11 protein-coding genes are annotated in these 14721 nt (G+C 42.0%); all 11 read left to right on the top strand.

What is annotated here, in order from left to right; all coding sequences use genetic code 11:
* Positions 1 to 458: 458 nt before the first annotated feature.
* The 11 genes from WCY20_RS09860 (at position 459) to WCY20_RS09810 (ending at position 14573) form a co-directional block, all read left to right on the top strand.
* A complete protein-coding gene (locus tag WCY20_RS09860) occupies positions 459 to 695 on the top strand; it encodes a helix-hairpin-helix domain-containing protein (RefSeq protein ID WP_345974760.1) in 237 nt (78 codons plus the stop codon).
* A 271-nt stretch (positions 696 to 966) separates the two neighbouring features.
* The gene (locus WCY20_RS09855) at positions 967 to 1767 is read left to right on the top strand and encodes a polysaccharide biosynthesis/export family protein (RefSeq protein ID WP_345974716.1); all 801 of its coding nucleotides are present in this window, start codon (positions 967 to 969) and stop codon (positions 1765 to 1767) included.
* Positions 1768 to 1774: 7 nt separating this feature from the next.
* Positions 1775 to 4117, top strand: a complete 2343-nt coding sequence (locus tag WCY20_RS09850) for a polysaccharide biosynthesis tyrosine autokinase (RefSeq protein ID WP_345974758.1) — start codon at positions 1775 to 1777, stop codon at positions 4115 to 4117.
* A 405-nt stretch (positions 4118 to 4522) separates the two neighbouring features.
* Entirely contained in the window at positions 4523 to 5659 is a 1137-nt protein-coding gene (gene wecB / locus WCY20_RS09845; protein ID WP_345974757.1) for a UDP-N-acetylglucosamine 2-epimerase (non-hydrolyzing), read from the top strand.
* A complete protein-coding gene (gene wecC, locus WCY20_RS09840) occupies positions 5659 to 6858 on the top strand; it encodes a UDP-N-acetyl-D-mannosamine dehydrogenase (protein WP_345974755.1) in 1200 nt (399 codons plus the stop codon). The genes wecB and wecC overlap by 1 nt, the downstream gene beginning before the upstream one ends.
* Positions 6855 to 8183 carry a UDP-glucose/GDP-mannose dehydrogenase family protein gene (locus tag WCY20_RS09835; RefSeq protein WP_345974753.1) on the top strand — a complete coding sequence of 443 codons (1329 nt, stop codon included), beginning with the start codon at positions 6855 to 6857 and terminating at the stop codon, positions 8181 to 8183. The genes wecC and WCY20_RS09835 overlap by 4 nt, the downstream gene beginning before the upstream one ends.
* The gene (locus WCY20_RS09830; RefSeq protein ID WP_345974751.1) at positions 8180 to 9232 is read left to right on the top strand and encodes an NAD-dependent epimerase; all 1053 of its coding nucleotides are present in this window, start codon (positions 8180 to 8182) and stop codon (positions 9230 to 9232) included. The genes WCY20_RS09835 and WCY20_RS09830 overlap by 4 nt, the downstream gene beginning before the upstream one ends.
* 10 nt (positions 9233 to 9242) lie before the next feature.
* Positions 9243 to 10505: a Vi polysaccharide biosynthesis UDP-N-acetylglucosamine C-6 dehydrogenase TviB gene (gene tviB, locus WCY20_RS09825; protein ID WP_345974749.1), complete on the top strand. Its 1263-nt coding sequence runs from the start codon at positions 9243 to 9245 to the stop codon at positions 10503 to 10505.
* A 331-nt stretch (positions 10506 to 10836) separates the two neighbouring features.
* A complete protein-coding gene (locus WCY20_RS09820; protein WP_345974747.1) occupies positions 10837 to 12291 on the top strand; it encodes a lipopolysaccharide biosynthesis protein in 1455 nt (484 codons plus the stop codon).
* An 18-nt stretch (positions 12292 to 12309) separates the two neighbouring features.
* A complete protein-coding gene (locus tag WCY20_RS09815; protein ID WP_345974745.1) occupies positions 12310 to 13290 on the top strand; it encodes a glycosyltransferase in 981 nt (326 codons plus the stop codon).
* Positions 13291 to 13556: 266 nt separating this feature from the next.
* Positions 13557 to 14573, top strand: a complete 1017-nt coding sequence (locus WCY20_RS09810) for a hypothetical protein (protein WP_345974744.1) — start codon at positions 13557 to 13559, stop codon at positions 14571 to 14573.
* Positions 14574 to 14721 lie beyond the last annotated feature (148 nt).

Below are 14721 nucleotides of genomic sequence, written 5' to 3'. Positions count from 1 at the left end.
CATTTGGTGCTATTTATGACCCAAAAGACACCTTTTTTTGACAATCTTTTAACTTTGAAAACTTCGATACATAGGGCATTTGATGGTATATAGAGGTTTTAAAAATGGTTTCCAGTATCCGGAGCCACTTAATCACCCCCTCCCCATCAGCTTTATACCTATCGTATCTCTATTAGCAATGCATTTTTCGTCACGCATATCTTTCTGGGTCTCACGGCAGAAAAAGAAAGCCATATAAACGGATCGAACGATTTAAAAGAAGTGTGTGAAAAAGCGTACTCACATCTTCCTCGATCTCATTTGAAGAAGAAGCGGGATTACGCTGTACACGTATCGGAAATATACACTCTAAAACTCCTGCTTGAAACGAAAAGAATTAAATATTGTTTTTATTTATTTATATTTATTTAATGTGTTGTTCTGTACCATGTTTCGTAACCTAAAAAAAGGAGTGTTAAATGAAGCTTTTAGCATTTGTTTCAGCATTAATGCTGAGTGTATCACTGTGGGCGGTCAATATCAATACCGCATCAATTGAGGAGTTGTCGACGCTGCCGGGTATCGGTAAAGGGACGGCTGAAAAGATAGTTAAGTATCGTCAAAAGCACAAATTCAAGAAGACCTCTGACATTATGAATGTCAACGGAATAGGTCAAAAAAAATATGACAAGATCCAGGCTGAACTGAGCATCTAATCGTTGTCTGACAGACAAAAAGCAGGCAATCAAACCTCCCAATAATAATCGTAAATGTTCATAGGTCTGATCCTATGACATTTCTTCCGAACTATTTCAATCCATCATCAACGATCGTGTACGAGAAAATCAGGATAGATCAGGACTGACTTGGTAATTTTGATCAGAATTTTTTACAAGAAGGGGCGAAAGGGCGCGAAGGCTTTACCAAAATGTCAAATAATTTAGTTAGAATATAGAGATAAAGCAGAAACTAATACAAAGTGAAAAAATGTTAAGACAAACTATTTTGATCACCGTTTTGGCGCTCTTTTTTTTCTCCGGGTGCAGTATGAAAAGGTACACCTTGTTTCAGGACGACGAGCGTTCGGAGGAGCCGACGGAGGTAAACGAGAAGGTGTATCAGGATGAGATGGTATTCGAGAACAGGATACAGCCTAATGACCGTGTGAATATCATCGTTTATAATCAGTCAGGTCCGGGCGAGCTGACGGCGATGATCAGTTCAAGTTCACGCGGCACGCCAACGGGGGGCAGAGTACCCGATGAGACGACAGGTCTTTTGGTAACGCGAGAGGGGACGGTGGATCTGCCACTGATCGGCAGTGTCAAGATCGAGGGCTATACGCAAGACGAGGCGGCGAAGTATTTAATGAAAGAGTATAAGAAATACATTCGCACCCCGTATGTCACGGTAGAGATCATGAATCAGCGCATCTTTCTTTTAGGCGAGGTCAACACGCCGGGTGTAGTACAGGTGACAAACGGTACGATGAACCTGATCGAAGCGATCGCCCGTTCGGGAGACCTGACCGACTATGCAGAGCGCCGGGGTATCCTGGTAATCCGCGGGGACCTGCGCAACCCACAGGTCCGTACGATCGATCTGACCCAGATGTCGGCCGTCAGGATTGCAAGTCTTTATCTCAAACCGAACGATATCGTCTATGTACAGCCGCGTGCATCTAAAGGACGTCAGCTCGCCTTTGATGAGATCGCACCGCCGTTTCAGCTGGTTGCGTCGATGTTAGAACCGTTTGTAAGCATTACCTACCTAGCCAAAGCGTGGTAAGAGTAATATGAACACATACCCTACCATCGATAAAGATGAGATCGACCTCAAAGAGGTCTTCAGCACGCTCAACCGGTATAAATATTCTATTATTATTTTTATGATCGTCTTTACCATCGGTTCGGCCGTCTTTGCCTATTTTACACCCAATGTCTATGAAGCGGCGACGACAATAGAACTCCAGCGAGAAGATCCTCGTTTGAGAGGCGATAACAGTGATACGATGGCCCTTGCTCTTGCCGGAAATAGTGCCAATCTCGAAGATGAGCAGTATATTATCCAGTCTCGTTTCCTTGCGGAGAAGGTCCTTGCTGGGCTCGATATCGGTACACGGTACTTTACGAAGCGCAATTACCGTACTGTCGAGCTTTATCGTGCTTCCCCATTTTTAGTGACGGCAAAAACGCTCGATAAGCGTTTAAATGGAACCCGTTTTTATATGGATATGCTGGGCAGTGACCGTTTCATTCTGAGGATGACGCCTGATATAGAGATAAGAGAGAGACTTTTACGGCAGTTTGGTTTTATCGAAGCGCCTGCGGATGAACCGAAACCTTACGAAGATATACATAGATTCGGCGAAGAGATCGTCACCGGGTGGTTCAGTATTAAGATCGAAAAGATCGTTGACCCGGTTGAAAAAGAGTATTCCTTTTCGATCACACCCAATGAAGCGATGCACAAGTTTATTAACGAAGGCCTTTCGACCGCTTTGGCTTCTGAAAATGGTTCGATACTGAAGATCACTTTTCAAGACAACGTTGCGCTCCGTGCGAAACAGGTGCTCAGCGCCCTGATAGAACGCTACCTGCAGCAAGAGCTGGAGGAGAAGACCCTGGAGGCGGATCGAGCCTTGGCCTTTATCGATGCACAGATCGCCGAGATCAACAAGGATGTTGAGCGAACCCAGGGGCAGCTGGAGCAGTTCCGTGCGAAACATACGATTGTCGATACCGGCCAGCAGGCGATGATCACGGCACAGAACATGGCTGAGTATGAGAGTCGGCTCCAGACACTTGAGATCGAATCGAGTATCTTGAAGAATGTTCAGGAGTTCGTCAATACCGGCAAAGATCTCGCCGGTATCAGCCTGGGCTCTGCCGGCGCTACGGATCCGGCACTGGCGCAGATGATCCAACAGTTTCAAGAGAACATGATGGCACGTCAATCCCTCCTGGTCGAGTTCACCGAACTGCATCCGGATGTGATCAAACTGACAGAAACGATCAACTCTTTGAAATCATCGATTAAATATACACTGAAGAATGATCTGCGCATCATCGAAGAGCGCAAACAGAAGCTGCAGCAGTATATTAGCAAATATCAACGTTCGCTGGAAGCACTTCCTGAAAATGAACGAAGATTGGCGAACCTGACGCGTAATACGACGGTCAACGAGAAAGTCTATAATTATCTGTTGGAAAAACGGGCCGAAACGGCAATCTTAAGCTCCTCGACCATATCGAAAACACGTGTGCTTGATTCGGTACTGCTGCCGAAGCTCCCTATCAAACCAAAACGTCTGTTTATTATTTTAGTGGGGATGATCCTTGGGCTTATCGTCGGGGTCGCTTCGGCCTTTTTACGCTCTTTTCTGGACGATACCCTTAAAACAGCTGAGGATTTCGATAAGATCAGCACTATTCCCCTCTATGGTGCTATCCCGCAACGTAAGAACAAGAGGGGGTATTCGCAGTTTGAAGAGGCGATGCGTGTGCTTCGTACGAACCTGCAGTTTGTGGGCGGTACCAAAAAATCCAAGATCGTTGCATTGACCTCTTCGATCTCGGGTGAAGGCAAGACAATTATCGCGGTTTCACTGGCCAAGATGATTGCCGCAACCGGCAAAAAAGTGATCATACTTGATCTGGATATGCGTCGTTCCCGTATGCATGAAGAGTTCAATATTACGAACAAGATCGGTGTGAGCTCCGTGCTTTCAGGCAGCAACACACTCGAAGAGGCCCTGCAAAAAGAGGTCTTGGAAAATGTTGATGTCATCACTTCGGGACCGAAGCCGCCGAACCCATCGGAGCTTTTGGTGAAAGAAGGTTTCGAGCAACTGATTCAAACACTCTCGGAAAAGTATGCGTATATTATTTTTGATACACCGCCGATCGGTCTGGTGAGCGATGCGATGATCCTGCTGAAGACGGCCGATATCGGTTTGATCGTGACACGTGCGAACTACTCGAAGAAAGCCTATCTTAAAAATGTGGACAAGTTCTCTAAAGAACATGACCTCAATAATCTCGGCTTTATTCTTAATGGCATTGAATCGAGCAAACGCCATGGTTACGGCTATGGCTACGGTTACGGCTACGGCTCTAGCAAAGGCTACTACGAGTAAACGTTGCAGGTTTTTGGCTCTGAATCTTCGGGACCATCGTCTTTCTCTCCTCATCTTTGCAGATAACTATTTGCACTACCAGTCGCTAACCTCTTTATTCCGCCTATGGCTTTGCATAGGTGTGGCACATTTAAATCGTATCGGTGTATCCTCCAAAACTTAAAAGAATGTCATGATAACAAAGGATTGTCCTTATAAAGAGTGCGCGTGCACAATTGCAGGTTTTCCTGGATAAACTAAATCGTCGCGTTGGAAAGCTCAGTCCAACGAACCCATTTTGGGTTATTTTTTGATACAATTAATTTAAATAAGATTAAAGTAGTATGAAATATTATACTGTGATTTTATGTAATATGATGATATCGTGCTGATCCGCCAGATGGCGCTTGAGTTGGAGGAAAGCTAATGATAAAGAAAGTCCTCATAGTATTTGGAACCCGTCCTGAAGCCATCAAGATGGCGCCGCTTGTAAAAGCATTTCAGGCAGAGGCTGCTTTAGAAACAAAAGTGTGTGTGACTGCGCAGCACAGGGAAATGCTCGATCAGGTACTGGGGATATTTGCCATTGCGCCGGAGTATGATTTAAATATTATGAAGGCAGGCCAGGACCTTTATGACGTGACCTCCGCCGTGCTTTTGGGTATGAAAGAGGTGCTTTCGGATTATCGTCCGGATGTTGTCCTGGTCCATGGCGACACCACAACAACGATCGCTGCATCGCTGGCAGCCTTTTACCAAAAAATAGCTGTTGGCCATGTGGAAGCCGGTTTGCGAACCGGCAATATCTACAGCCCCTGGCCGGAAGAAGCAAACAGGCGGTTGACCTCCCAGCTTGCCGCCTACCATTTTGCCCCGACACAGACCAGTAAAGAGAACCTGCTGAAAGAGCAAATCAATCAGAAGAACATTTTGGTTACAGGCAACACGGTCATTGATGCACTCTTTTTTGCATTAAAGGCGATCAATAGTGATGACGCCCTGAAAAAAAGGGTCATTGCCCGGATCAATGAGGAGTATAATCTTGATGAGGGAAAAAAACTCATTCTGGTGACGGGACACCGCAGGGAAAATTTCGGGCAGGGTTTTATTGACATCTGTACGGCCCTTAAAGCATTGGCGGAAAATAATCCGGAAGTCGATATTGTCTATCCTGTGCATTTGAATCCCAATGTTCAGCAACCGGTTCATCGGATACTAGAAAGTGTCAAAAATGTCCATCTGATACAACCGATGGGATATGAACCGTTTATCTACCTGATGGAAAAATCCTATTTCATTATCACAGACAGTGGCGGCGTGCAGGAAGAGGCCCCAAGCCTCGGCAAGCCGGTACTGGTGATGCGTGACACCACAGAACGTCCTGAGGCCCTGGAAGCGGGCACAGTCAAGCTTGTGGGAACAGACCCCGGAAAAATCATCGATGAGGCGCAAAAACTTCTGGATGATGCAGCGGCGTATGCGAATATGTCAAAGGCACATAACCCTTACGGCGATGGGCTCGCCTGTTCGAGAATTGTAGAATTTATAAAAGGAAGAGAGTAATGCGAAATAAAACAATCTGTGTTGTAGGATTAGGCTATATCGGTTTGCCGACAGCGGCATTGTTGTCAAACCGGGGGTATAAAGTCCACGGAGTCGAGATCATACAAAGTACGGTTGACACGATCAACCACGGAAAGATTCATATTGTTGAACCCGGACTAGACACATTTGTCCGTTCCGCCGTCAATTCGGGTCGATTGGAAGCGGATACCCTGCCTAAGGAGTCCGATATCTTCATTATTGCCGTTCCGACACCTTTTTACGAGGGGTTTGTACCGAATATCGATTTTGTGATCGATGCCACGAAGTCGATTGCGCCCTATGTCAAAGCCGGAAATATCGTCATTCTGGAATCAACATCGCCAGTCGGTACAACGGAGAAGGTAGCCGAAGTTTTGGAGCAAAACGGCGTTGACATTTCAAGTATCTATATAGCCCATTGTCCGGAAAGGGTACTGCCCGGGCAGATTATGCAGGAACTGGTTGCGAATGATCGGATTGTCGGGGGTATTACACCGGAAGCCACCAAAGTGACGGCTGCATTTTATAAGACGTTTGTTGACGGTGAAGTGTTGCAAACCGACGCCAAAACGGCAGAGATGGCAAAATTGACCGAGAACAGCTTCCGTGATACCAATATCGCATTTGCCAATGAACTTTCTATACTATGTGATAAATTCGGTATTGACGTATGGGAACTGATCGCGCTTGCAAACCGTCATCCAAGGGTCAATATTCTCAGACCGGGAGCAGGAGTAGGGGGACACTGTATCGCGGTTGACCCTTGGTTTATTGTGCATAAAGGCGGAAAAGATGCGAAGATGATCCGTACGGCAAGAGAAGTAAATATGTATAAAACCGAGTGGGTAATAGAAAAGATTAAAAATGCCGCATTGACGTATGAAAAAGAACATGGCTCAGAGGCGAAAATTGCATGTATGGGGCTTGCGTTCAAGCCGAATATCGACGATTTGAGGGAGTCCCCGGCTCTTTATATTACAAGAAGGCTTGTTTCCGAGAATCTTGATGTTTTGGCCGTTGAACCCAACATCCATAAGTCCGATGAGTTTACACTGGTTGATTTTGAACAAGCTGTCAACGAAGCAGATATTGTGGTGTTTTTAGTGTCGCATAAAGAGTTCGGTAATTTGAATACTGAGTATAAAATTGTTTTGGATTTTTGCGGGGTGAATAAATGAAAATCAGTGTTATCGGGACAGGCTATGTAGGCCTGGTGAGTGGAACTTGTTTCGCGCAGATGGGTAACAGTACCATCTGTGTGGATATCGACAAGAAAAAAATAGAAAACCTGAAAAACGGCATCATCCCGATCTATGAGCCGGGTCTTGAAGAGATGGTATTGAAAAACCATAAAAACGGCAGTCTCAGTTTTACAACAGATGTCGCGGAAGCAGTTGCAAATACAGATATCATTTTTATCGCGGTGGGCACGCCGATGGGCGAAGACGGCAGTGCCGATCTGCAGTATGTTCTCTCCGTTGCCAAAAGCATCGGTGAACATATGCAGCACTACATGGTCATCGTTGATAAATCCACGGTTCCGGTAGGAACGGCAGATAAGGTACAAGCGGCTGTTCAGGCTGAGCTTGACAGACGCGGAAGCGATCTGAAGTTTGATGTAGTTTCTAATCCTGAGTTCTTAAAGGAAGGCGCGGCGATAGAAGATTTCATGAAGCCAGACCGTGTCGTTGTAGGAGCGGAGAGTGACAAAGCGATGCAGATGATGCGCGAACTTTATGGGCCGTTTATGAAAACGCGTGACCGTTTTATTGAAATGGATGTAAAAAGTGCGGAGATGACCAAATATGCCGCCAATGCCATGTTGGCGACAAAGATCTCCTTTATGAACGAGATCGCCAATATCTGCGAGCGGGTAGGGGCGGATGTCAATAAGGTCCGTAACGGTATCGGGTCGGACGCCCGTATCGGGTACAGCTTTATCTACCCGGGTAGCGGCTACGGCGGCAGTTGTTTCCCGAAAGATGTGCAGGCGCTTGCGAAAACGGCAAAAAAACATGGCTATACCCCGCGCATTCTAGAAGCGGTAGAAGCGGTCAACTACGATCAAAAGAGCGTAATCTCAAACAAGGTGATCAGACGCTTTGGAGAAGACCTTTCCGGCAGGACTTTTGCTGTTTGGGGACTGGCGTTCAAGCCGGAGACCGATGATATGCGCGAAGCTTCCTCCATTACCATCATAAATGAACTTACTTCCCGCGGTGCCGAAATTGTCGCGTATGACCCGAAAGCGCGGCATGAGGCGGAGAATTTTTATCTCAAAGGCAATGCGCGTGTCCGTTATGTTGACAGCAAATACGAAGCGCTCACCGGTGCCGATGCCGTCATCCTGGTGACAGAGTGGCAGGAGTTCAGAAGCCCGGATTTCGGCGAGATCCACAAACTGCTTAAATCGGCGGTCTTTTTTGACGGCCGTAACCAGTACAGTAAAGAGCGGATGCATGATATGGGTTTTGAGTATTTTCAGATAGGAGTCAGTTCGTGAAAATTTTGGTGACAGGAACTGCAGGATTTATAGGATTTCATCTTGCGAAAAAACTTCTTGAGCGCGGCGATGAAGTCATAGGATTAGACAGCATTAATGACTATTATGATGTGAATGTAAAGTATGGCAGATTGCAAGAAACAGGCATTGAAAAAGAAAAAATAGTGTATGCCAAATTTATTCAAAGCAGCAAGTACCCAAATTACAAATTTGTGCAGCTCAATCTTGAAGACCGTAAAGCAGTTTTGGAGTTATTTGAAAAAGAGAAATTTGATAAAGTAGTAAACTTGGCAGCGCAAGCCGGCGTGCGTTACTCTATAGAAAACCCTTTTGCCTATATTGAAAGCAATATTAGTGGATTTATAAATATTCTTGAAGGGTGCCGTCATAATAATGTAAAACATTTGGCATATGCAAGCAGTTCTTCTGTGTATGGGTTAAATGAGCAGATGCCTTTTTCAACTTCAAGCAATGTTGATCATCCTATGAGCTTGTATGCTGCAACTAAAAAAAGTAATGAACTTATGGCCCATACTTATAGCCATCTTTATAACCTTCCGACGACAGGATTGAGGTTCTTTACGGTTTATGGCCCGTGGGGAAGGCCGGATATGGCACTGTTTTTATTTACTAAGGCAGCGCTGGAGGATAAAACAATCGATGTCTTTAATAATGGCGATATGTTGCGTGACTTTACCTACATTGATGATATCGTTGAGGGCGTTGTCCGCGTTATGGACAGTCCGGCAAAAAGTAACCCTAACTGGAATGGAAAGAAACCGGACCCATCGAGTTCAAGTGCTCCATATAAGATCTATAACATAGGTAATAACAATCCGGTGAAATTAATGGATTTTATTGAAGCTATTGAAAAGACGGTAGGGAAAAAAATAGAAAAGAATCTGATGCCATTACAACCAGGTGACGTACCTGCCACCTATGCCAATGTAGATGATTTGGTTGAAGATTTACATTATAAACCTGAAACACCCGTGCAAAAAGGTATAGATAACTTTGTCGCATGGTACAGAGAATTTTTTAAGTTGTAACGGAGAGAACATGCAAAATACTAAAATCGCAATCATCGGTTTGGGCTATGTAGGATTACCTTTAGCGGTAGAGTTTGGTAAAAAATATGAGACAATTGGTTTCGATGTTGCGCAATGGCGCGTTGATGAATTGCAAAATGGCTATGATAGAACGTTAGAGATAGCTGATGATGATTTGACGAATGTTATCACCAATCACACACTCTCTTTCAGTACCAACCTGGATGATATCAAAGTATGTAATTTTTATATTGTCAGTGTTCCTACTCCAGTGGATGAACATAAACGTCCGAATCTTATGCCTGTAATTAAAGCAAGCGAATCTATAGGCAAAGTATTGAAGAAGGATGATATCGTTATTTATGAGTCGACAGTATACCCGGGTGCAACGGAAGAAGTGTGTGTGCCTGTGCTTGAAAAATTCAGCGGTTTGACTTTTAACAAAGATTTTTTTTGCGGTTATTCGCCGGAACGTATAAATCCGGGGGACAAAGAACATACTGTGACCAAGATAAAGAAAGTAACCTCTGGTTCAACACCTGACGTTGCACAAAAGGTTGATTCGTTATATAAAAGTATTATTACAGCGGGAACACATCTTGCTCCCAGCATTAAAGTGGCCGAAGCAGCAAAAGTAATTGAAAACTCTCAACGTGATATCAATATCGCCTTTATGAATGAACTAGCTATTATATTTAACAAGTTGAGTATTGACACTAATGCGGTGTTAAAGGCAGCTGGAACTAAATGGAATTTTTTAAAATTTAGACCAGGACTTGTTGGAGGGCACTGCATAGGTGTAGACCCATATTACCTGACCTACAAAGCTCAAGAAGTGGGATACAACCCCGAGATTATCCTGTCGGGACGTAGGCTCAATGACAATATGGGAATATATGTAGCCAACCGGGTGATTAAACTGATGATTAAAAAAGGACAGAAAATTGAAGGTTCCAAAGTCCTTGTACTAGGGATTACATTTAAAGAGAATTGTCCAGATATCCGCAATTCACGGGTGATCGATGTGATTCGGGAATTACAAGACTTTGGCACTTATGTAGATATTTATGACCCATGGGCAGAAAAAGAGGACGTTCAACGAGAATACGGTGTTGATTTGATTGATAGTCTGAACATGGAATCGTATGATGCAATTGTACTTGCAGTTTCCCATGACGCGTTTCGTAAACTTGAAATACATAAGTCAGAACATCAGGTTGTCTTTGATATCAAATCGTTTTTAGATGTTGAATTGTCAGATGGAAGGCTGTAATTGTGAAAGGTATCATACTTGCAGATTACAGCGGGACAAGCCTTTAATCTATTGCCAAAGCAACTGCTGCCGATTTATGATAAACCAATGGTTTATGCATCCGTTTTCCATGCTGGTGTTAGCTGGTATAAGAGAAGTTAGATTATCTGCATGCCAGAGTTGATAAAGAGTTTTAGTGTGAAGTCTCAAACGCTTAATCAACCAAGAGAATGAATTTCACTGAATAGTGCACCGTAAAGAGATATTTTATGATATAAACATTTGAACAATTCATTAATTGACATTGAGTTTGTATAGCGACTATAGTGGTAGATGGAAGGAATTATATTTAATGGATAACCTGAAGTCAAAAGGAGCAACGGCCTTTCTCTGGGACTTTTTTGGAAAAATGGCCATGCACGGAACCGCCTTTGTGGTAATGATCTTTCTTGCACGACTGCTGGAACCGTCAGCGTTTGGTCTTGTCGCAATGGTGATGGTCATCGTTACTGTCGCAAAAGTTTTTACCGATGTCGGCCTCGGCGGTGCTTTGATCCAGCGCCGTAGGGTTCTGCCGATCCATTATACTTCCGTCTTTTATTTCAATATTTTTGTAGGTGCCTGTTTAACGATCATCACTTATTCCTCCGCTACGCTGGTAAGCGAGTTCTATAAAAATGAACAGCTTATCCCGATCGTCCAAGTGATGTCTATCATGTTTTTTTTTACCGCATTTAGCAGTGTGCATACCAATATATTACGTAAAGAGTTGAAATACGCCGCTTTAACAAAAGTCAATTTCGCGTCTGCATTGCTCAGTGGTATAGCAGGTGTTGCCTTGGCATTTTACGGGGCCGGGGTCTGGAGCCTGGTTGCCCAGGCTCTATCAAGAGTGGTGTTTTACAACCTTTTTATCTGGTTTGCATCCCAATGGACACCCTCCTTATTGTTCTCCTTTAAAGCTTTGCGGCAGTTGTGGGGATACGGATTTCGTATATTTTTGTCCGGGTTGTTGGAGACCATTTTTACCCGTCTTGATATCATCATCATAGGGAAACTGTTCACGCCGGCAGCATTAGGTTTTTTTCAACAGGCTAAGGCTTTGGATGGGTTGATCGTCACGTACTCTTCCAGTAGCATTATGGCCGTGCTGTTCCCTATCCTGAGTAAAGTGCAAAATGATCTGCCGCGGTTTCAGCACATTGCCATTCGAACGTTGGAGGTTATCTGTTTTATCCTTTTTTTACTGCTGGGCGGTATGTACCTAATCTCAGAAGAGCTGATCGTGATGCTTTTTACGGAAAAGTGGCTTCCCACAGCTGCGTACTTCAAGATCCTCGTGCTCAGCGGGTTTGCATATCCCATTAGTGCTTTGTTAGTCAATATTTTGAAAGGCAAAGGAAACTCGAAGGCTTTTCTGCGTTTGGAGATTTACAAAAAAATCCTGATTAGTATTAACTTCTATGTTGGTTTTTTGTGGGGGATTGAGGGATATCTTTACGGACTTGTCGTTGTTTCTGTTTTGTCCGTGATATTAAATACACTGTTTGCTTCGCGTGAGATTCATTTGTCGGTACTTCAGTTTATAAAGCCGATGATCGTTCAAATGTTACTATCGGTTTCCACAGTAATTTTAGTTGTGTATATTACATCGGACCTGGAATTAAATAACATTTTACTGATCGTCATAAAGGGACTTTTATTTACGTTTCTGTATTTTTTTACAAGTGCAGTTTTTCGGACAGCCCCTTTTATGACATTCAGAAACCAGGCGTTGCAGGTTATAAGAAGAAAAATTAGCATTTGAAAGTAAGGAGAGATAGGTATGCAGGAATATCAAAATGACGATATCATTGTTTCGGTCTGCTTGACAGCTTATAATCATGAAAAATATATTGCACAGGCTTTGGATTCCATCCTGATGCAAGAGGTGGGCTTCAAGTATGAGATAGTTGTCGGAGAAGATTGTTCACCGGATAATACTCGCAAGATTTTACTTGACTATAAAGCGAAGTATCCTGATAAACTCAAACTTTTGTTGCATGAAAAAAATATGGGCGGGAAAAAAAATGTGATGACTACATTGAAAAACTGTAGCGGAAAATATATCGCCATGCTTGACGGCGATGATTACTGGATAGATCCGAAAAAACTACAAATTCAAATTGATTTAATGGAAAGAAATCCTGACTGTCACATGAGCTTCCACCCTGCGGAAGCAAGAATCGATAATGCTGAAACAGGAAAGATTATTGCCAAACATGCTAATAAAAATAAAATATTCAGTACTTCGGAAGTGATTCTCGGTGGCGGTGGCTTTACCCCTACCGCTTCAACCATCTTTCATCGGGAAGTAATCGATAACCTTCCGGATTTTTTTGTAGAGACCACTGTTGGGGATTATTATATGCAAGTATTAGGTGCTCTGAATGGAGGTGCTTTGTATATAGACAGGGTTATGTCGGTTTACAGACAAGGCGTAGAAGGGTCCTGGTCAACATCATTGAAAAATATTGATATTGACAGAAAGATAAAATGGCATCATGATTCTATTAAGTCACTAAATGAGTTAAATAAATATTTGAATTTTAATTATCAAAAAGAATTTGACCAAAGGATATCAAATCATTATTACAGAATGTCAATTCTCTACTTGAAAAATGATTTTTATAAAGAGTTCAGAAAAAACATAGAATTAAGTTATAATTTGTATGCTTTTAAATCATTTAAGTTTTTGATTTTGTATTATTTACGGTTATTTCCAAAATTTATAAAATATTTACATCAATTTATTTATACAAAATGATTCTTCCGAATTATACTAATGAATAGAAGGGGTGGGGGGGTTAAGCTTATAAACAACCAAAAATAAGGTTATGCCGCGTTTATGGTCGGTAAATGATATTTCAATATTTAATGCCTTTAATCAGGATGTTATGAATATGAAATTTGACGAAATCAATGCTTCCAACCATTAAGGCGTACATAGTCAATAATCATTTATTATTAATATCAAAATCTTTTTATTAAATAAAAGAATATTCAAGGAAAAATTAATCAAAAAGGGTATGGATGAAGCTTGGTATTTTAAAAGCGTGGGATAAATTACATTATAGTCGTTTTGTCAATGCATGTGAGTATTTGAAGATTAATTATGAAGTTATCGATATCTTATGTGCAGACTGGATAGATAAAGTACGGTCGAGTAACTGCGATGGATTTTTATGCAGACCACCATGCGACTATCAAGAAAGAAAAAGTATTTATGATGAAAAAATATATTTTATTCATAAATTTCTAAATAAGCCAATTTATCCTTCATTTGATGAACAGTTTATATACGAAAATAAAAGAAATATGGCTTATTTTCTTGAGATTATGAATTTTCCACATCCTAAAACCAACGTTTTTTCCAGAAAAGAAGATGCACTATTGTACATTGAGAACTGCGTCTATCCCATTGTGTTCAAATCCAATGTAGGTGCTTCCGCAACTGGTGTGACAATTGTGAAGAACAAACAACATGCCAAAAAAATAATTATAAGTGTTTTCGGTAGATTTCAAAGCTTGTTTGCTATTGGGAAAGTTCCTTTTTTTAAATCCAATAAACTTAATGGATTAAAGTTTCCAGCTTTTGGTGCAATTCAAAAGCACTATGTCATTATCCAAGAATACCATAAAATCAAATGGGAATGGAGAATCATAAAAATCGGAGATTCTTATTTTGGTCATCAAAAACTTTTAAAAGGAGAGTTTGCAAGTGGCAGTGGTATTGATGCTGTTGGATGGGTCGATCCGCCTAGAGAACTTCTCTGTCTAGTCAAAGATGTTTGTGAACAAGGTCGATTCTATTCGATGTCTGTGGATATTTTTGAAACAGTAAACGGCGAATATCTTATAAATGAGTTACAAACGCATTTTGGCGCTTATGATCGTCCTCAAATGTATTTAAATGGCATCCCAGGCCGCTATATATTGAAAAATGATACGTTTGTATTTGAAGAAGGGGAGTTCAATAAATTCTTTAGCAATATATTGAGAGTGGAACATTTTATAAATATTCTTAAAAGTTCAAAAGCAAATAAATGAAGTTTTGAAATGCAAAATCTATTAATTAAATCTTTATCGATCCTTTTAACGTTATATTTTGGATGCTTTATCGTTTTTGACATAAATTATACATATATTGCGCATTCTGTTAATATATTAGTAATTAGTAATTTTGTTATTTTATTAT

Source organism: Sulfurimonas sp. HSL3-7, assembly GCF_039645985.1.
GTDB lineage: Bacteria > Campylobacterota > Campylobacteria > Campylobacterales > Sulfurimonadaceae > Sulfonitrofixus > Sulfonitrofixus jiaomeiensis.
The sequence above is the reverse complement of the archived record's forward strand: the minus strand, read 5'-3'. Positions and strand labels throughout refer to the sequence as shown.